This window comes from Actinoplanes sp. NPDC048791 (assembly GCF_040650095.1).
Classification (GTDB): domain Bacteria; phylum Actinomycetota; class Actinomycetes; order Mycobacteriales; family Micromonosporaceae; genus Actinoplanes.
On record NZ_JBEZGQ010000050.1, the window covers coordinates 1 to 18,538 of the forward strand.

At 70.7% G+C, this 18,538-nt stretch carries 14 protein-coding genes, 1 pseudogene and 1 riboswitch; of the genes and pseudogenes, 3 read left to right on the forward strand and 12 right to left on the reverse strand.

The window, feature by feature from the left end:
- Window positions 1-101 precede the first annotated feature (101 nt).
- Window positions 102-992, forward strand: coding sequence for a sulfotransferase domain-containing protein (locus AB0C29_RS06555; protein ID WP_360816098.1), 891 nt, complete (start codon window positions 102-104; stop codon window positions 990-992).
- Here the strand turns inward: AB0C29_RS06555 and AB0C29_RS06560 are convergent.
- The 3 genes from AB0C29_RS06560 to AB0C29_RS06570 form a co-directional block, all read right to left on the reverse strand.
- Window positions 989-2,176: a hypothetical protein gene (locus tag AB0C29_RS06560; protein ID WP_360816101.1), complete on the reverse strand. Its 1,188-nt coding sequence runs from the start codon at window positions 2,174-2,176 to the stop codon at window positions 989-991. The two genes, AB0C29_RS06555 and AB0C29_RS06560, sit on opposite strands and share 4 nt — an antisense overlap.
- A gap of 81 nt (window positions 2,177-2,257) precedes the next feature.
- The gene (locus AB0C29_RS06565; protein WP_360816063.1) at window positions 2,258-3,766 is read right to left on the reverse strand and encodes a family 16 glycosylhydrolase; all 1,509 of its coding nucleotides are present in this window, start codon (window positions 3,764-3,766) and stop codon (window positions 2,258-2,260) included.
- Between the two features lie 271 nt (window positions 3,767-4,037).
- Window positions 4,038-4,364: a TfoX/Sxy family protein gene (locus AB0C29_RS06570; RefSeq protein WP_360816065.1), complete on the reverse strand. Its 327-nt coding sequence runs from the start codon at window positions 4,362-4,364 to the stop codon at window positions 4,038-4,040.
- 43 nt (window positions 4,365-4,407) lie between these two features.
- Here AB0C29_RS06570 and AB0C29_RS06575 point away from each other — a divergent pair, with 43 nt between their 5' ends.
- The gene (locus AB0C29_RS06575) at window positions 4,408-5,592 is read left to right on the forward strand and encodes a hypothetical protein (protein WP_360816068.1); all 1,185 of its coding nucleotides are present in this window, start codon (window positions 4,408-4,410) and stop codon (window positions 5,590-5,592) included.
- A gap of 230 nt (window positions 5,593-5,822) precedes the next feature.
- A riboswitch (cyclic di-GMP riboswitch) is annotated at window positions 5,823-5,902 on the forward strand.
- A gap of 14 nt (window positions 5,903-5,916) precedes the next feature.
- Window positions 5,917-9,201, forward strand: coding sequence for a Calx-beta domain-containing protein (locus tag AB0C29_RS06580; RefSeq protein WP_360816071.1), 3,285 nt, complete (start codon window positions 5,917-5,919; stop codon window positions 9,199-9,201).
- A gap of 86 nt (window positions 9,202-9,287) precedes the next feature.
- Here AB0C29_RS06580 and AB0C29_RS06585 read toward each other — a convergent pair whose 3' ends face one another.
- The 9 genes and pseudogenes from AB0C29_RS06585 to AB0C29_RS06625 all read right to left on the reverse strand — a co-directional run.
- Window positions 9,288-10,379, reverse strand: a complete 1,092-nt coding sequence (locus AB0C29_RS06585) for a hypothetical protein (RefSeq protein WP_360816074.1) — start codon at window positions 10,377-10,379, stop codon at window positions 9,288-9,290.
- A gap of 330 nt (window positions 10,380-10,709) precedes the next feature.
- The gene (locus AB0C29_RS06590; RefSeq protein ID WP_360816077.1) at window positions 10,710-12,671 is read right to left on the reverse strand and encodes an ABC transporter ATP-binding protein; all 1,962 of its coding nucleotides are present in this window, start codon (window positions 12,669-12,671) and stop codon (window positions 10,710-10,712) included.
- Window positions 12,668-14,404, reverse strand: a complete 1,737-nt coding sequence (locus AB0C29_RS06595; protein WP_360816080.1) for an ABC transporter ATP-binding protein — start codon at window positions 14,402-14,404, stop codon at window positions 12,668-12,670. The genes AB0C29_RS06590 and AB0C29_RS06595 overlap by 4 nt, the downstream gene beginning before the upstream one ends.
- A 3-nt stretch (window positions 14,405-14,407) precedes the next feature.
- On the reverse strand, window positions 14,408-14,986 hold the full coding sequence (locus AB0C29_RS06600; protein ID WP_360816083.1) for a helix-turn-helix domain-containing protein: 579 nt from the start codon (window positions 14,984-14,986) through the stop codon (window positions 14,408-14,410).
- A 105-nt stretch (window positions 14,987-15,091) separates the two neighbouring features.
- On the reverse strand, window positions 15,092-15,850 hold the full coding sequence (locus AB0C29_RS06605; RefSeq protein ID WP_360816086.1) for an alpha/beta fold hydrolase: 759 nt from the start codon (window positions 15,848-15,850) through the stop codon (window positions 15,092-15,094).
- A complete protein-coding gene (locus tag AB0C29_RS06610; protein ID WP_360816089.1) occupies window positions 15,847-16,302 on the reverse strand; it encodes an SRPBCC domain-containing protein in 456 nt (151 codons plus the stop codon). The genes AB0C29_RS06605 and AB0C29_RS06610 overlap by 4 nt, the downstream gene beginning before the upstream one ends.
- Complete coding sequence (locus tag AB0C29_RS06615; RefSeq protein WP_360816092.1) at window positions 16,299-16,646, reverse strand: metalloregulator ArsR/SmtB family transcription factor; 348 nt, start codon at window positions 16,644-16,646, stop codon at window positions 16,299-16,301. Before AB0C29_RS06615 ends, AB0C29_RS06610 begins: the two co-directional genes overlap by 4 nt.
- A gap of 21 nt (window positions 16,647-16,667) precedes the next feature.
- Complete coding sequence (locus AB0C29_RS06620; RefSeq protein WP_360816095.1) at window positions 16,668-18,071, reverse strand: ATP-binding protein; 1,404 nt, start codon at window positions 18,069-18,071, stop codon at window positions 16,668-16,670.
- 56 nt (window positions 18,072-18,127) lie between these two features.
- Window positions 18,128-18,538, reverse strand: a pseudogene (locus tag AB0C29_RS06625) (TetR/AcrR family transcriptional regulator); the annotation flags it as partial.

Sequence of the window (18,538 nt, forward strand, 5' to 3'; positions counted from 1 at the left end):
ATCGCCGCGGCCGGCCTCGCCGCCCAGGCCGACCGCCGCGTCCGCGCGGCCCTGCTCAACGTCCGGACGCAGCTCCGGCCGGCACCGACTCAGGAGGTCTCATCGTGACCGTGAAGGACCGGATCAAGAGCGTCGCCCCCAAGGGCGCCAAGGAACAGGTCCGTGAGCTGCTGGTCCGCTACGGCGAACGCACCAGCGACCAGCGGCCGCTGCCGGACTTCCTGGTGATCGGCACCAAGCGCGGCGGCACCACGTCGCTGTGGCGCTATCTGATCCAGCACCCGCTGGTGCCGCGGCTCTTCCCGGCGTGGAACACCAAGACCTCGCACTACTTCGAGGAGAACTGGCCGCGCGGGGAGGCCTGGTACCGCTCGCACTTCCCGACGGTGAAGCAACGCGCGGCGCTGGAACGCAAGCACGGCGCACCGCCGAAGGTGGGCGAGGCCGCGCCGCTGTACATGTTCCATCCCCTGGTCGCCGGACGGGTCGCGCAGCTGATGCCGCGGGCCCGGATGGTCGTGCTGCTCCGCGACCCGGTGGAACGCGCGTACTCGCACTGGAAGGAACGGCGTACCGAGGGTGTGGAGCCGCTGGACTTCGCGGCTGCGCTGGCGGCGGAGGAGTCCCGGACGGCGGGGGAGCGGGAGAAGCTGCTCGCCGACCCGAACTACTTCAGCGAGGCCTACGACTGGTATTCGTACCGGGCCCGGGGCCGCTACCTGGAGCATCTGACGCCGTGGCTGGACCACTTCGACCGGGAGCAGCTGCTGTTCGTGGCCAGCGAGACGCTGTACCGCGAGCCGGCGGCGACGTACGCGCGGATCCTGGACTTCATCGGGCTGCCGCCGTACGACCTGGGCGCCTATGACGTCTTCAACGACCGGCCCAGCAAGGGCATGGACGACGAGGTACGCGCGGAGCTGACGGCGCACTACCGCCCGCACAACGCCGCCCTGGCCGAGCGGCTGGGCATGACCTTCGACTGGAGTTAGGGCAGCCGCTCGCCGAGGATGTCGAGCAGGGCGGGGTGCAGCTTCGGGTTCCAGCCCGCGCCCCCGCCCGACAGCTCGTACGTGCGCAGCCACAGCTCGACCAGGTAGGCGTCCGCGACGAACCGTTGCCGGACCGGATCCGCGAGACCCAGCGCGGCACCGTGATGCCGCAACGCCTCGTCCACGGCCGTCGCGCACTCGGCCGCGGGCCGTCCCCGCGTGGACAGCGTCGTCTGGAACGCCTGGTGGGCCAGGTCGAAGCCGACCGGCACGCCCGGCGCCCTGTTCTCCCAGTCCCAGACCAGCAGGCCGCCCTTGTGGCGGGCCATGTTCCACGGGACCCAGTCGCCGTGCCAGTTGCCGAACTCCAGCGTCAGCTCCCGGTCGAGCTTGTCGATCGCGGCGTGGATGCGGGGATCGGCGCCCTCGGCCCGCGCCCGCCAGCCGGCCAGCAGAGCCGTCACGGGCTGGGCCTCGGTGGCGGGTGAACCCCACCGGGCGACCGCCAGCATCGCGTCCAGGCGGGGACTGTCGGGCTTGCTGATCCGGCGTACCCGGCGGGGCATCGGCTCGATGACGGCGATCTCACGGCCGTTCCACTGGGTGTGCAGCATCAGTCGCGGGGCGGGCGGGAAGCCGTGGCCGGTGGGCAGCTCCGCCAGGGTGGCGGCCTCCGCGCGGACCATCGCGCGGGTGCCGTCGTTCCAGCCGATCTTCGCGTAGCCGCGGGGGCGGCCGTGGGCGTCGAACAGCTGCAGCGTCGGCTTGTGGTGCGGGTCCGGCGGCCGGATGCCGATCGCCGCGTGCAGCTCCGGCTCGCCGAGCTGGTCGGCCAGGAACGAGGAGAGCAGCAGCTCGCGCTCCGGGGCGTGCACGGACAGGACCGGTGCCCGGGTCAGGCCCAGGGCACCGACTCTGGCCAGCAGGCCGACGGCGGCGCGACCGGCCCGGACCTTGGGCGGACGCAGGGCGTTGTAGGCCAGCAGGGATGCCGCGGTGACTTTGCGGGAGGCCAGCGGCAGCAGGAAACGGGCGTGCTCCAGGGACGGGATGACCGCGTACCGGACGGTGGCGGCCGGGTCGTCGCCGACGGTGACCCGCAGCCGGGGGTCACCGAAGATGGCGCGGGTGACCCAGCCCAGCCCGTCCTGCCGGCCCCGGGGATCGGAGTCCGTCCCGACCAGCGGATCGGATGGGGTCCGCTGACCCGGGACGGACGTCCGCGTTGACTCGTTGACCACGGCGTCGACGATAGGCGATGCGTGTCAGCGCTGATAGACCTTGACGTAGTCGACGACGAAGTCCGCCGGGAACTGCGTGCTCGCGTCCGGGTTGCCCAGCCAGCCGCCGACCTGGAAGTTCAGGCGCAGGTTGTACGGCTTGTTGAACGCCTTGTCGTACCAGGGCGTCGTGCTGCTGTCGCGGGTCCACACCAGCTTGCCGTCGATGTACCACTTCAGCGACTTCGCGTCCCATTCGGTGGTGTACGTGTGGAAACCGTCGGCCGGGTGCGCGCCGCCGGGCATGGCGATCCGGGTGTCCTGCTTGACCGGCGTGTAGTCCCAGAAGATGGCCGCGGTCGACTTGTCGTGCCAGCCGGGACCGCCGGGCAGCTCGGTCACGTCGATCTCACCGTTGCCGCCGTCGTCGGGGCGCAGCCAGAACGCCGGCCACAGACCCTTGGAGCTCTCGGGCTTGTTCGGCGACTTGGCGCGGATCTCGAAGCGCCCGTACTTGAACGACGCCTTGCCCATCGTGTCCAGATAGGACTGCGTGTACTGCCGGTTCTGCGAGCTGCACGTGGACGACTGCTTGAGCGCCCGCAGGGTCAGGTTGCCGCCGCTGACGAAGGTGTTCTTCGGGTCGTCGACGTTGCAGCCGATGTCGATCGACCGGCCCTCACCGTCGCGCAGGTTCCACTTCGACTTGTCGATGCTGCCGGAATTGAAGTCGTCGTTGAAGACCAGGCGCCAGCCGTCGGCGGCCGGCGCGGTGGGCGCGGCCGGCGGCTTGGTGGTCGCCGGGGCCGTGGTGGCCGGCTTCGTCGCGCTCGGGGACGTGGCGGTCGGCGCGGCCGTGGTCGGCTTGGTCGTGGGCGCCGGGGGCAGAGCCGTGCTGGGCGTGCTCTTGCCCGGCGTCGGCTTGGCCTGCGTCCGGTACGACAGCACCAGCTCGGGGTGCAGGTTGTCCTTCGAGTTCTCCCGCGAGGCCCAGTAGACCCGGGTGTTGAGGCTCTCCTGGGAGAGGGCGAACGTGTAGGTGCCGTTGCCCTGCACCGAGCCCGAGACGTCGAACTCGTTGTAACCCTTGGAGACCTTGTCCAGCGCCTGCACACTGCCGACGGCGGCGAGCTGGGCCGGGCTGCTCGCCGCGGCCAGGTCACCCGGGACGGTGCGGGCCAGGATCCGGGCGGCGAAGTCGTGCCAGGCGTAGACGCGCAGGGTCGCCTTCACCTCCGTGGCGTTGGCCGGGAGTTTGTCGACGGCGAACTGCAGGGTGGCGTCCCGGCGTCCCTTGGGGTTGCCGTCGCACAGCGACGGGCAGCTCGCCAGGGTGGTCTTGCCGTTGGTGTCGCCGTCCTGCGGCACCTGGGTGACGGTCGTGTCGGCCACCGGCCGCAAGGTGAGACCGTCGTCGTCGCCCGCGAAGACGGGCACCAGCGTCCCGGCGGTGACGGCCAGCACCGCGGTGCCGATGATGGTGAGCGATCGGGTGCTGCGAATCCCCCGCCGCGGTGCCGGTGCATGGGCCGGCACGTGCGCCCTGCGCAACATCAACTGTCTACTTTCCTCGGAGATATTCCCTTGTGGTGGATCGACGGCCGAGCGTATCCGGAACACCGTGAAGATCACATCTTCGCAAAACCGCGCCTAATGCGGGCTTAAGACTGCACTAATGCGCGGCCGACCATTGCCCCCGTGTCCAAATCGGTCGTGTCCGCACATGTCCACCCGCCGCGGCCTGCGCGAACGTCGTTGTGCCGGTTGGCATGAATGCGGGTCGACCTGCTGTTGTGCGGCCGCCGAGCACACCGAAACGGGCGATTCACCCGGGCGGCAGCGTGCTGACGAAATCGCGGGCCCGGATCAGCCATTCCTCGAGCACATCGTCGTCGAGTTCGGCGCCGTCCACCCGTACCCAGCCCCGCATGCGCCGGCCGCCCATCTCCATCAGCCGGGTCCCCGGCCGGGTCAGCGCCTCGTCGGCGGCCGCCGGCCCGACCCGGACCATCAGGTCGTCGCCGGTGACCCCGACGGTGAGCCGGCCGTCGGTCAGGAAGGCCAGCGAGCCGAACATCCGCTTGTCGGTCACCCCGGGCAGCTCGGCGAGCCGGTCGCGCACCCGCTCGGCCAGGGCCTCGTCGTAAGCCATGACCCGACCGTACCGCTGGCGGGCGATGCCTAGGCTCGGCGCCATGCTCCGCCGGACAGCGGCCGTCGTGGTCACCCTGATCGCCCTGGTCGCGGCCGTGCGGCTGGTCGCCCCGCAGGACACCTCGGGGGTACGCCGGCAGCTGACGTTCCTGCGCGCGCAGCTCGACGCCGGGGCCGCGCAGGAAGCTCAGGAACTGTTCCCGGAGGGCTACTTCTTCCTGTACGCCCTCTACGGCCTCGCCCGCGTCGACCTCGGCCGTACCGCGGCGGACCCGGCCGAGGACGCGCGCGAGGCCCGCTGGGCGCTGGCCCAGTTGGAGTCACCGGCCGGTCGCCGGCCGTTCGACGCTGCTCTGACTCCCGCGTACGGCGTCTTCTATCAGGGCTGGACCAACTGGCTCCGCGGCGGCGTTCTGTCTCTGGGCCCGGACCCGGCGCTGCGGCGGGACTTCGAGTCCGCGTCCGCGGCGCTGGCCGCCGCCCTGGACGCGGCGGCGACGCCGTACCTGGCGGCCTATCCGGGGCAGGCCTGGCCGGTCGACTCGACGGTCGCGGTCGCCTCCCTGCGCCTGCACGACAAGCTCCTGACACCCCGGTACGCCGGCACGACCGGTCGCTGGCTGGCCGGAGTCCGGCAACGCCTCGACCCGGCGACCGGGCTGCTGCCGCACACTGTCGATCCGGTGTCGGGCCGGCCCACCTCGGGCGCCCGGGGCACGTCGCAGAGCATCATCCAGCGGTTCCTGGTCGACATCGACCCCGCGTTCGCGCGCGAGCAGTATCTGCGGTTCCGGTCCCTGTTCGTGGTGCGGCCGCTGCGCCTGGGGCCGGCGGTACGGGAGTATCCCCGCGGGGCGGACGGGCCGGCGGACGTCGACTCGGGTCCGCTGCCGCTGGGCGTGAGCCTGTCGGCCACCGCGGTGACGCTGGGCGCGGCCGCCGTGCAGGGCGACGGGCAACTGGCCGGGGCGCTGGCCAACTACGGGGAGCTGATCGGCGTACCGGTGTCGACGCCGTGGTCCAAGCGTTATGCGGCCGGCGCGCTGCCGATCGGTGACGCCTTCCTGGCGTGGTCGAAGACCGCGCGGCCGTGGGTGGCCGATCCGCCGGCGTCGCTGCCAAGCGCAATCGACCGGTTCTGGCGGTTGCCCTTCCTGGCGTTGCTGGCGTTGGCCGTGCTGCTCGCCTGGATCCCGGTCGCCCGCGCTCGTCTTGTCGTCGTCTAGATCGGCCGCGCCGATGCATTTCGCCTGGTAGAGGGTCCGCTCGGCCGAGACGAAATAGACACAAGACCGTACCCACGGGGCCATCCGGCCTAAAAGTCCAATTCCCCCACAACTCGGCAATCCGCTGGTTACAGTACGGACGGCGCAGTTCCGAAGTGCGAGCTATGTCCCCGCGCTAGGTGCCCGCGCCAACCGGTTCACGCCGGCGCACCACAAGCCGTCGCGTGCGGCACCGAGAAAGGCAAACCCGTCGAGAGGCGGGGACGCAAAGCCAGGGACCTCCCGAGCGGGAGGCGGCCCAGCCGCCGAAGGAGACAGAAACACATGCGCTATTCACCAGCCCATGCGGCCAAGAGCGGCTCGGTTCCGTTCATGCTGCGTGGCCCCAAGTCGCTGCGGACGGCAATGACGGCCGCGGTCGCGGGAGTCGTCGGCCTGGTGCCGACCATCCTGATCGCGTCCCCCGCGTCGGCCGCGACGAACGGAGTGACCGTCACTGCGCCGTCCCCGGTCAAAGAAGGCCAGGACGCGGTGTTCACCGTCCAGCGCGACGCCGGCCCCGGTACCGCACCGGTCACCTACACGCTGAGCACCCAGAACGGTAGTGCCATCGCCGGCTCGAACGGCGACTACATCGCCAACCCGCAGCCTGCGACCGTGTCTCTGGCACCGGGCGCCAGCGCGACAGTGATCGTGAAGACGAGGGTCGACGGGGATCTCGCGGAGGCGGACGAGACCTTTGACCTCACTGCGACCAGTCAGAGCGTGGCCCCCGTCGGCAGTGACTCCGACACGGCCACCATTGAGGACGCCGGCGAGGAGCCGACGTACCGCCTGACCTCGGTCAGCCCCTTCGACGAGACGGCCGGCACCAAGCCCAGTGGTGTCGCTCCCAACATCGTGATGGTGCAGGACAACAAGAAGGTCCGGATCACGGCGACGCTGTCCAATCCGGCCGGGAGCACCATCGACATCCCGGTCGAGACCGCGGACGGTACTGCTGTCGACGAGGTCACCAACCCGGATCACCCGGACTACAAGTCGCTCCCGGGTGGCGCGAAGATCACGATTCCGCAGAACCAGACCAGCGGTTACATCGATGTCGAGGTTGTTGACGACAAGCGTAACGAAGATGCCCTCCAGGACTTCAAGGTCCAGGTCAGCGGGGCGGTGACGGGTGCCATCCCGCTGAACGGCACGGCGGGTGAGACCACGATCAACATCAAGGACGACGACGCTGCGCCGTCGGTCAGCCTCGGCGGCGCCGGCCAGGTGGCGGAGGGGTCCCCGCTCGGGTTCCCGCTGCTGCTGACCGCGGCCTCTGAGAAGGAGATCACGGTCAACGTCAGCACTTCTGACGGACCGGCCTCGGCTCAGGCGGCAAGTGCCACCGCGGGCAAGGACTACACCCCGCTCGCGGGGACGACGGTCACGTTCCCCGCGGACTCGGTATCGCAGACGGCGCTCGTCGACACCATCGACGACAACGACGTGGAGAGCAGCCCCGAGGCGCTCACGGCGACGATCTCCAGCCCCGTGAACGCAGCCCTGGGCACGCCGACCAGCGCCAGCGGCGCGATCAGTGACAACGAAGCCGCGCCGCAGGTCTCGCTCAGCGTCAACCAGGTGAGCCCGGAAGGTAACACCGGCACCAAGAAGACGGAGATCGAGCTCACGCTGGACAAGGCGTCGACGATCCCGGTCATCGTGGACTGGACGCTCGGCGGCGGCACCGCGACGGCGGGCGTCGACTACAAGTCGGCCTCGGGCTCGATCACGATCCCCGCGGGGGCGACCCAGCTGACGATCCCGGCCGGCTCGACCGTCGGCAAGATCGTGGTCGAGACGATCGGTGACACGATCTACGAGCCCGGCGACGAGATCGTGAACATCAACTTCTCCAGCCCGAACATGTCGGTCAACACCTCCAGCCTGGGTGCGCAGCCGTTCACCATCGTCGACGACGACACCCAGCCCAGCTTCACCGTCGGGAACGCGACCTTCGACGAGGGCGACGTGACCAACAAGGTCAAGTTCCCGGTCACGCTGTCGGGTGTCACCAACGGAGACGTCGACCTCATCGCCACGCTGACCCCGGTCACCGCTGACCCCACCGCGGGTGCGATCGGCAGCCGGGACTACGACGTGCCGAGCGCCGCGGTGACGATCCCGGCCGGCAGCACCACCGGCTACGTCGAGATCACTCTCAACGGCGACAAGGTCTACGAGGGTGACGAGACGGCCACGCTCTCCCTGAGCCGGGCGCCCGGCGAGACGCTCGTCGCGGCCGGGGCGGCGCCGGGTGGTTCGCACAGCGCCACGCTGACGATCAAGGACAACGATCCCGTCCCGACGCTCAAGTTCAACGGTGGTTCCGGGACCGAGGGCACCACGCTCAAGGTGAGTGCCACCCCGGTCGGCACGGCGCAGGCGGACATCCCGCTCACGCTGACGCTGGGATCCAGCGGCGAGGACGCTGCCGAGGTGGCGGACTACGACGAGAACGTGCTCGCCACCTACACCCTGCTCGCGGGTACCACCAGCGAGATCCCGCTGGGCACGCTGGACCTGAACAACGACTCCATCGACGAGCCGGTCGAGACGATCGAACTCACGGCGACCGAGACGGTGCCGAGCGCGATCGGCTACAAGACCAACGTCGGCAACTACCGCATCAACGACGACGCGGGTGACCTGCCGCCGGCCGTCTCGGTCAGCAGCGAGTCCATCAAGGAGGGCGAGGGTTCGGTCGACCTGGACATCTCGCTGACCTTCGACGAGGACACGACGTCCACCGAGCAGACCATCTCGGTGCCGTGGTGGACCGTCGACGGCTCGGCCAAGGCCGGCAGCGACTACACCAAGTCGGGTGGCACCGCCACGATCACGCCGACGCACGACTCGACCACGATCAACGTGCCGATCATCAACGACAAGACCAAGGAGTCCGACGAGGACTTCGAGGTCATGCTCGGCAAGCCCGGCCCCGCCGGCGTGGTCGTCAAGCAGGGCACCGGCTCGGTCACGATCATGGACGACAACGACACCGTGACGCCGGTGGCCACGACTCTGGCCGCCAGCACCACCGTGCGGGTCGGCCCGGGCACTGTCACCCTGAGCGGCAGCGCCACGCCGGGCTCCACCGTGGTTCCCATGGCCCAGACGCTCGGCAGCACCGCCGGTCTCCAGCCGTACGGTGAGTCGTTCGAGGTCGGCGCCAGCGGCAAGTTCTCGTTCGCGGGCTCGCTGACCAGCCGGGGCACCCAGTTCGCGGTCGAGGTCGACGGCGTCCGGTCGAAGTCGGTCACCGTGTACCTCAAGGAGACCCCGGTCATCGGCGGTTCGTCGCCCCGCAAGGGTGCCGCCACGCTCACCGTGACCGGCAACCCGAAGGTCCGTGGCCTCTCGGTGCGGCTCGAGCGCCGCAACGCCAACGGCACCTGGACGACCGTCGGCACCGGCATCCTGAACGCCAACGGTCAGTACAGCCGGACCGTCACCGGACTGCGGTCCAAGTCGGCCTACACCTTCCGGGCGCTCGTGGGTTCCAACGCCAACTTCGGCATCCTGAGCAACTGGACCGGCACCAAGCGCATCGTCAGCAAGTGATCCGGTCCGGTCGCTAGCGATCGGATCAGACAGTACGAAGGAGGGGCGGCCCACCCGGGCCGCCCCTCCGCTGTTCGCCGGTGGTCCTACAGCCCGGTCACCGTGACGTCGGAGAAGCGGAACCGCGTGTTGTCACCGCGGATGCCGATGGGTGCCCCGGCCCGGATCGGCGCACAGCCGACCCCGGTGTCCACCGCGCTGACCATGGCCCGCCCCTCGACGTACAGCACCACGGTGACCGAGCCGCCCGGGTTGTTGCGCACCGTCGCCGACACCTGCCGCCACTTGTTGCGCACGATCGGCGCACCGGGGACCTCGGCGCCCAGCGTGTAGTAGGTGCCGCCGTTCACCGGGCCGCCCGCGCACTTCTTCTTGATCAGCACCATGCCGTCGCGGCGGGCCACGCTGGCCGCGTACAGCTCGTACTGCGACTTGTGGCGCAGCCAGATGTGGACCCCGTCGTAGCTGCTCTCCGGGGTGTACGCGGTCGACGTCTGATGGGCGATGTTCAACCGGAACGCGACCTGCACGTCGGTGAAGTCCCGCCGTACGGAATGCATCCGGAAGACCGACGACCCGGTGCTGACCGCCGAGCGCGGGCCCGGGGAGCCGTCGTCGATCTTCCCGGTGTCGCCGGTGCCGCCGGCGGCGAACAGCGAACCGGTGGTGACGTGCCAGACCGCCGAGCGCAGCGCCTGCTTGCTCTTCGGGTTGTGGTACGCGAACGAGTTGGTGACCAGGCCCGACTTCCGGCCCAGCGCCGGCCGGTAGACGACCCGACGCGGTGCCGGGGCGACCGCAGCGACCGTGACGTCACCAACCGTCGTGGCCCCCGGGAATTCGACGCCGATCCGCTCGGTGCCGGCCGGCACAGCGGGCGTGGTGGTGGCGAGCGGCGCCCACGCCGCCGACCGCCCGTACGGCGTCCCATCGAACCACTTCCGCCACCCCGCACCAGCGCTGTACGTGTAGGCGACCGCCCGCACCATCGCCCCCGCCTGATACGAGGCGCCGATGGTGTAAGCCCGTCCCGGAGCAACAGCGAAGCCGCACCCGTCGGCCGGCTGCCAGCACGGCTGCGGCGCCACGGGAACGTCCGCGCGGGCGGGCGCGCTCAGCAGCATGCCCGGCAGCACGGCGGCCGTCACCACGGCGGCCAGCTTCTGAATCCTGCGCACCGTACGACCCCCGGCTCAGCTCACGCCGCCCCCAGCTGGGCCGCGTAGCCGCAACTGTCGGAAGCCGGGCCGTGGAGCTGAGAAGTACCGGCCCCGCGACCCGGCGCACAACCGGATCGCACCGGCCAGGTACCCCGGATGGTGAAGGCCGGCGAAATGCTCCCGGCATGGCTCGTGTTGAAGGCGGCGTCGCCGCCGATCCGGGCGGACCGCTGTCCGGGTGGGAGCTGAGCACCGTCACGTCGGTGTCGGCGCCGGTCCCACGCTGGGACGGACGCCACCGCATCGGCATCGGCCGATGCGGCAGCGTCCGGTCTCGCAGGGGGAACGCTAGTCGACCTCGACAGCCGCCTGCGCGAACTGCGCCGAGTACAGCCGGGCGTACGCCCCGTCCGCGGCGATCAGGTCGTCGTGGGTGCCCTGCTCGACGATCGCGCCGTGCTCCATCACCAGGATCACGTCCGCGTCCCGGATCGTCGACAGGCGGTGGGCGATCACGAACGAGGTGCGGCCCGTACGCAGCCTGTTCATCGCGCGCTGGATCAGCACCTCCGTACGGGTGTCCACCGAGCTTGTCGCCTCGTCCAGGATCAGGATGCTCGGCTCGGCCAGGAACGCCCGGGCGATCGTGATCAGCTGCTTCTCGCCCGCCGACACGTTCGAGCCCTCCTCGTCGATCACCGTCTCCATGCCGTCCGGCAGCGACCGGACGAACCGGTCGACGTGGGCCGCCTCGGCCGCCTCGGCCACGGACTCCGGCGTGGGGTGGTCGGCGCCGTACGCGATGTTGTCGTAGATCGTGCCGCCGAACAGCCACGGGTCCTGCAGCACCATGCCCATGTGCTCGCGCAGCTCCTCGCGGGGCATCGTCGCGATGTCGACCCCGTCCAGGGTGATCCGGCCGCCGGTCACCTCGTAGAAGCGCATCAGCAGGTTGACCAGCGTGGTCTTGCCGGCGCCGGTCGGGCCGACGATCGCCACGGTCTGTCCGGGCTGCACGGTCAGCGACAGGTTGTCGATGAGCGGCTTGTCCGGCAGGTAGCGGAACGACACGTCCTCGAAGGCGACCCGGCCGCGGACCGTGTCACCGAGCACCGGAGCGGGCGCGTCCGCGGACTGCTCCGGCGCGTCCAGCAGCGCGAAGACCCGCTCGGCCGACGCCACCCCGGACTGCACCAGGTTGGCCATGCTGGCCACCTGGGTCAGCGGCTGGCTGAACTGCCGCGAGTACTGGATGAAGGCCTGCACGTCGCCCAGCGACAGCGAACCCGTGGCCACCCGCAACCCGCCGACGACCGCGACCAGCACGTAGTTCACGTTGCTGATGAACATCATCGCGGGCTGGATCAGGCCGGAGATGAACTGGGCGCGGAAGCTGGACGCGTACAGCTTGTCGTTGTGCTCCTGGAAGGTCTCGGCCGCTTCCTGCTCGCGGCCGAAGACCTTGACCAGCGAGTGGCCGGTGAACATCTCCTCGATGTGGCCGTTGAGCCGGCCGGTCGTCGCCCATTGGGCGACGAACTGCGGCTGCGACCGCTTGCCGATCCGGGTCGTGACCCAGACCGACACCGGTACGGTGACCAGCGCGATCAGTGCCAGCAGGGGCGAGATCCAGAACATCACGGCCAGCACGCCGATGATGGTCAGCAGGCTGGTGACGAGCTGGCTGAACGTCTGCTGCAGCGTCTGCGCGATGTTGTCGGTGTCGTTGGTCGCCCGGCTCAGCACCTCGCCGCGCGGCTGCTGATCGAAGTAGGCCAGCGGCAGCCGGGCCAGCTTGGCCTCGACCTGTTCGCGCAGCCGGGACACGGTGGCCTGCACCACCGTGGCGGTCAGCCGGCCCTGGAACACGCCGAAGACCCACGCGGCCACGTAGAGCGCGAGCACCCAGAGCAGCAGGTGCCCGAGGCGGGTGAAGTCGACGCCCTGGCCCGGGATGACGTCCATCGACGCCAGCATGTCGGCCCGGTTGGTCTCGCCCTCGGCGCGCAGCCGCTCGACGAGCTCGGCCTTGCTGACCCCGGCGGGCAGGCCCTTGCCGACGATGCCGTCGAAAATGATGTCGGTGGCGTGGCCGAGCAGGCGCGGCGCGATGACGGACAGCGTCACGCTGGTGATGCCGAGCAGCATCACCACTCCGACCAGGACCCGCTGCGGGCGCAGCATGCGCAGCAGCCGCAGGCTGGAACCCTTGAAATCCTGCAACTTCTCGGTCGGCATGACGGCGCCGCCCATCATGCGGGCCCCGGGCCCACCCATCGGCGGTCCAGGACGACGAGTTGGAGCAGTCATGCGGCAGCCTCCTGCTCAGTCAACTGCGAAAGAACGATCTCGCGGTACGTCGGGTTGGTGTCCATCAGTTCGGTGTGTGAGCCGGTGCCGACGACCACGCCGTTGTCGAGCACGACGATCCGGTCGGCGTCGCGGATGGTGCTGACCCGCTGGGCCACGATCACCACGGTCGCGTCGGCGATGTGCGCGGTCAGCGCCGCCCGCAGCGCCGCGTCGGTCGCGTAGTCCAGCGCCGAGAACGAGTCGTCGAACAGGTAGATCTCCGGCCGGTGCACCAGCACCCGGGCGATCGCCAGCCGCTGCCGCTGACCGCCGGAGACGTTGGTGCCGCCCTGGGCGATCGGCGCCTCCAGCCCGCCCTCCATCCGTTCGACGAAGTCCCGGGCCTGGGCCACCTCGAGCGCGGTCCACAGCTCCTCGTCGGTGGCGTCCGGGTTGCCGTAGCGCAGGTTCGACGCGACCGTGCCGCTGAACAGGTACGGCTTCTGCGGCACCAGGCCCACCGTGCGGGACAGCAGCGCCGGGTCGAGCTCGCGGACGTCGACGCCGTCGACCAGCACGGTGCCGCCGGTGGCATCGAACAGCCGGGGGACCAGGTTGAGCAGGGTCGTCTTGCCGCTGCCGGTACTGCCGATGACGGCCGTGATCTCCCGCGGCCGGGCCGTGAGGTCGATGCCGGACAGCACCGGCGCCTCGGCGCCCGGGTAGTGGAAGTCGACGCCGCGCAGCTCCAGGGAGCCGTGCCGGAGCAGCTCGGTGACCGGCCGCGGCGCGGTCACCACGCTGGACGGCAGCACGAGCACCTCCTCGATGCGCTCGGCGCAGACCTCGGCCCGGGGAATCATCACGAACATGAAGGTGGCCATCATGATCGCCATCAGGATCTGCATCAGGTAGCTGAGGAACGCGGTGAGCGCGCCGATCTGCATCGAGCCGTCGTCGATGCGGTGCCCGCCGAACCACAGCACCGCCACGCTGGAGGCGTTCACCAGCAGCATCACGGTCGGGAACATCAGCGCCATCAGCCGCCCGACCCGCAGTGACACGTCGGTCAGCTCGGCGTTGGCCACGCCGAAGCGGGCCTGCTCGCGGTCGTCGCGGACGAACGCGCGGATCACCCGGATGCCGGTGATCTGCTCGCGCAGCACCCGGTTGACCTTGTCGATGCGCACCTGCATGGTGCGGAACAGCGGGCGCATCCGGACGATGATCAGCGTGACCACGCCGACCAGGACGGGCACGACGACCAGCAGCAGCGAGGACAGCGGCACGTCCTGCCGCAACGCCAGCACGATGCCGCCGACACACATGATCGGGGCCGAGACCATCAGCAGGAACGTCATCAGCACCAGCATCTGGACCTGCTGGACGTCGTTGGTGGTGCGGGTGATCAGCGAGGGCGCGCCGAACTGGCCGACCTCGCGGGCCGAGAAGTCGAGCACCCGGGAGAAGACGGCGGCCCGCACGTCGCGGCCGACGGCCATGGCGGTGCGCGCGCCGAAGTAGACGGCGGCGACCTGGGCGGCGATCTGCACCAGCGTGATGCCGAGCATCTCGGCGCCGACCATCATGACGTAGCTGGTGTCGCCGGGCACCACGCCGTTGTCGATGATGTCCGCGTTCAGCGTGGGCAGGTAGAGCGTGGCGAGCGTGGCGACGAACTGGAAGAGCACGACCATCCAGATCGCTTTTCCGTACGGTCGCAGCCGCGCGCGCAGAAGTCGGACGAGCACCGGTCAGACACCCCCGTGTGAATGGTCTGGTTGGACGAGCAGCCCGTCGAGCAGCAGCGACACCAGCTCGTCGCCGTCGAAGCGCCGGTCGGCGAACGGGCCGTAGGAATTGGCTCCGCAGAAGAGCAGAACCAGCCGGGCGACCTCGGCCGGTGAACGGCGCAGCAGCGCGGCGTCCGGCTCGATCAGCTCGGTCAGGGCGGCGAGCAGCTGCTCGCGGGCCCGGTTCATCCGCACGATGCCCGCCGGATCGTTGGCGTGATGGGCGTGCCGGACCGCGGCCATCAGGCGGGCGTTGCGGGCGAACCGCTTCATGATCAATGTCGTGGCGGCCGCCAGCCGCCCCCGCAGATCCTGGTCCGGACCGATCGCGGAGACGGCGTCGATGGTGGGCGCGGGATCGAAGGCCTGCATCATCGCGGCGGTCAGCAGTGACCTCTTGTCGGGGAAGACCCCGAAGATGGTGCCCTCGGCGACCCCGGCCGCCTGGGCGATCTGCTTGGTGCTGACGTCGAGCCCGTGCTCGTGCAGCAGCGGGATGGTCGCGGCGATCAGGGCGGCCCGCCGATCCTCGGGGGCCATGGCGGGCACCCGTCGGCGTCGCGGACTCTGGGCTGGGGAGGTCACTCCGTGGAGCTTAATGAGCGAGCACTCACTCAACCACTGATATTTGTCATGGGTGTTTGCTCAGCCCAGAAGGAAATCGATCATGATCGGGGCCAGCGCGTCCGGCTGCACGTCGTGAGTCTGTCCCGCCAGCGAACGGTGCTCGGCCGTCGGGAACGCGGCCGCGGTCGCCTGCGCCGCCTGCTGCATCGCCGCCGGGCTCGCGGTCCCCGAGACGACCAGCATCGGTACGGAGACCGGCAGCTCACCCGGCACCCGCCCGTCACCCAGCAACGTGTCGTCGTAGGCCAGCGTCGGGGCGATCGCCTCCAGGGTCGACCAGCCCGGGCCGCCGCGCATGCCGGCGATCACCGGTGCCGGCACGCCGACGGTGGTCATGAACAGCTCGACCGCGTCCCCGCGCCGGCCCGCCGCCAGCAGCTCACCGAGCCGCGCGGTGTACTCCTTGTCCCCGCCCAGGAACGGCGGCTCGTACAGCACCAGCCCGGTGACGCCCGGATCGGCGGCGGCGGTGGCCAGGGCCAGGGCACCGCCCGACGACATGGCGTAGAGAGCGGCCCGGCCACCGGCTGCCCGCATGACCGCCTGCAGGTCCTCGACCTCCCGCTCGGCCGCGTACGGCTGGGTGTCGCCGCTCTCCCCGCGGCCCCGCCGGTCGTAGGTGAGAACGGTGAAGGCGCTCGTCAGGAGCGCGGCCAGCGGCCGCATCGGACCCGCGGCCCGGTAGCACATGGCCCCGTCGACCAGGACGAGCGCGGGCCCGATGCCGGCGCTGTCGTAGGCGATCTCGGTGCCGTCGGCAGATGTCACGGTGGTCATGTGGGCTCCTGATCGGTCAGCTGGGTCACGTAGGCGGCGTAGCGGTCCAGGCTGGTGACGAACCCGGCCTGGGCCCCGGCGGCGAGATACGCGGCGGGCACGTTGCTCTGGTGGGTGACGACCTCGGTACGCCCGTCGTGCAGGTCGGTGAAGGTGACCGTGGTCCGCATGCCGCCCTCGACGCCGGCCTCGACCCAGACGAGCCGGTGCGGCGGATCGATCTCGGCATAGACGGCCCGCATCGTGTACGTGCTGCCGTCGGCCTCGTTGACCATGGTGGTCTCGAAGGCGCCGCCCGGCCGCAGGTCGACCACGATGCCCTCGACCGGTGTCGTGGTGCCGGCCGGGCCCCAGAAGTGCACGAGATGGGCCGGCTCGGTCATACAGGCGAAGAGCAGCGCGGGGGAGCCGCGGTGCACCCGGGTGAAGGTGAGCTCGCCGGTGCCGGTCACGGGGTGCCCTCCGACGCGCTGCGCAGCTTGCTCAGGTGCTGCTCCAGGCGATCGTGCCGGTCCGCCCAGACCTGCCGGTGCCGGGCCACCCACTCGACGGCCTCGTCGAGCCGCCCGGTCTCCAGCACGCAGGGCCGCGACTGCGCCGTCCGGGTGCGGGAGATGAGCTGGGCCTGCTCCAGCACCTTGAGGTGTTTGGAGACGGCCTGCTGGCTCATCGGCAGCGGCTCGGCCAGCTCGTTGACCGTGGCGTCGCCGTGGGCCAGCCGGGCAAGGATCGCGCGCCGGGTGGGATCGGCGAGCGCGGAGAACACCTGGCTCAGGTCATCCTGCAGAACGGGCATGGGCTGAACAGTACGCACAACTCACTCGTTGTACAACCCACCGGTTGTCGACGTGCCGAGCAAAGACCGGGTGACGCTCTCGGCCTCGGCGAGCATCTCGCCCACCGCCTGCCGCAGATCGGCGTCTCCGGGGTCCCGGTCGTCCTCGGCGGCGATCAGCACCGCCCGTCGCACCAGCTCCTTGGCGAACGAGGCCGTGGTCCCCTCCGTACGCTCGGCCACCTGGTCGAGGACGTCCGCGCTGAACGGGAGCCGGCGGGCGTACCGGGCGATCAGCAGCCGGCGGGCCGCCAGACCCGGCAGCGGCACCTCGACGGCCAGGTCCACCCGGCCCGGCCGCTGGGCCAGCGCCGGCTCGAGCACGTCGACCCGGTTGGTGGTGAGCAGGAACGCCACGTCGGCGTCGTCGCTCAACCCGTCGAGGGCCTCCAGCACCGCGAACAGCAGCGGCTGCTCGCCGCCGTGGTGGTCACGGCTCTCCGCGACCAGGTCGCAGTCCTCCAGCACCACCAGAGCCGGCTGCAGGGCCCGCGCCATCAGGGCGGCCTCCGACACGTACTGGATGGACGGCCCGGCGAGCAGGATGACCGTGAGGTCCGGCAGCGCGCCGAGCAGGTAGCGGACCGTGTGGGTCTTGCCCGTGCCCGGCGGTCCGTAGAGCAGCAGGCCGCGCTTGAGGTGCTGGCCCGCGGCCCGCAGCCGGTCCCGGTGCCGGGCGACCCCGGCGACTTGGCGCTGCAGCCGTTCCAGCACCCCGGCGGGCAGCACGATGTCGTCGGGCGTCAGGGCCGGCCGGCGGTGGAACGTGATCCCGCCGACGCCCGGCTCGAAGTCCGAGCCACCCAGCGTCAGCACCTGCCCGCGCAGGACGGACCGTTCCAGCATGACGCCCCGGACCGTGCTGATGAGCGCGGCGGCCACGCCGGGCGCCGCGGTGAGCACCTCCATCCGGGCGTTCGCGCTGCCGGTACGCGGGTCGGCCCCGCGTTGCAGCACCGCCACCGGCGCGCCGTCGAAGGAGAACAGCCGCATCCCGAACGAGACGATCTCCCGGGTGCTGTCCGGCCCGGTCGCGGTGCTGCTGTAGTCGACCGCGCCGACCGGGAACTGCTGGAAGCGTCCGGACGCCTCGAGGATCTCGCTGAGCGAGTGGTGCCGGCGCTGCTCCCCGCCGCCGATGCCGAGCAGCGTCGCCGGCCCGGCCCGCTGCTCGATCTCGTCCAGCGCGACGTCCAGGTCGGCGAGCCGATAGGCCGGGAACTCCTCACTGACCACGGGCAGCCGGCGCGGATCGGCGCCGAGATGATCCGTCAGCAGCGCGACCAGTCCGGGCTCGCCGGACGACTCCTCGGCGTGCTGGGCGCCGACCACCTCCTCGAGGAAGGTCCGGAAAACCGCGACGAAGGCTGCCGTCTGCTCATCCATGCGTCCGGACGCTAGCCAACGCGGCCGGCCTCCGTGGCCCGATCGGCGAACCCGCCCTACCGGCCGGCCTGTCCGTAGAGGGTGGACACCCAGGCGTGGGTCAGCGTCCGGACGAGCACCTCCCGGTCGTCGAAGGGTGGCACCCCGGCCGCGGCCAGGTAGTAGAGCCGCTCGCCGAGCCAGCTCAGCGATGCGGCGACCGCACGGACGTCCTGACCGGCGAGCGCCGCCGAGGCCACCGGATCGGCCTCGATGCGGGCCACCGCGGCGTCGGTGAACACGTCCATCTGGGCCAGCCACAGCTCCCGGAGCTGGTCGTCGGAGTGCCAGTTCTCCACGACAGCCTTGAGCACGCCCGCGTTGGTGTGCCACAACTCGGCCCCGGCGGCGACACCCGCGCGCAGCGCGTCGGCCGGCGCGGCGGGCGAGTCGGTCCACGGGGTCGCGGCCTCCCGGCCCTGGCCGAC

What these genes read in the sequence shown, in the direction of transcription:
- AB0C29_RS06620 (WP_360816095.1), bottom strand. Translation starts at nt 18,071, where the DNA reads ATGGATGAGCAGACGGCAGCCTTCGTCGCGGTTTTCCGGACCTTCCTC.
- AB0C29_RS06575 (WP_360816068.1), top strand. Translation starts at nt 4,408, where the DNA reads ATGCTCCGCCGGACAGCGGCCGTCGTGGTCACCCTGATCGCCCTGGTC.
- AB0C29_RS06580 (WP_360816071.1), top strand. Translation starts at nt 5,917, where the DNA reads ATGCGCTATTCACCAGCCCATGCGGCCAAGAGCGGCTCGGTTCCGTTC.
- AB0C29_RS06570 (WP_360816065.1), bottom strand. Translation starts at nt 4,364, where the DNA reads ATGGCTTACGACGAGGCCCTGGCCGAGCGGGTGCGCGACCGGCTCGCC.
- AB0C29_RS06590 (WP_360816077.1), bottom strand. Translation starts at nt 12,671, where the DNA reads ATGACTGCTCCAACTCGTCGTCCTGGACCGCCGATGGGTGGGCCCGGG.
- AB0C29_RS06615 (WP_360816092.1), bottom strand. Translation starts at nt 16,646, where the DNA reads ATGCCCGTTCTGCAGGATGACCTGAGCCAGGTGTTCTCCGCGCTCGCC.
- AB0C29_RS06600 (WP_360816083.1), bottom strand. Translation starts at nt 14,986, where the DNA reads ATGGCCCCCGAGGATCGGCGGGCCGCCCTGATCGCCGCGACCATCCCG.
- AB0C29_RS06605 (WP_360816086.1), bottom strand. Translation starts at nt 15,850, where the DNA reads ATGACCACCGTGACATCTGCCGACGGCACCGAGATCGCCTACGACAGC.
- AB0C29_RS06565 (WP_360816063.1), bottom strand. Translation starts at nt 3,766, where the DNA reads ATGTTGCGCAGGGCGCACGTGCCGGCCCATGCACCGGCACCGCGGCGG.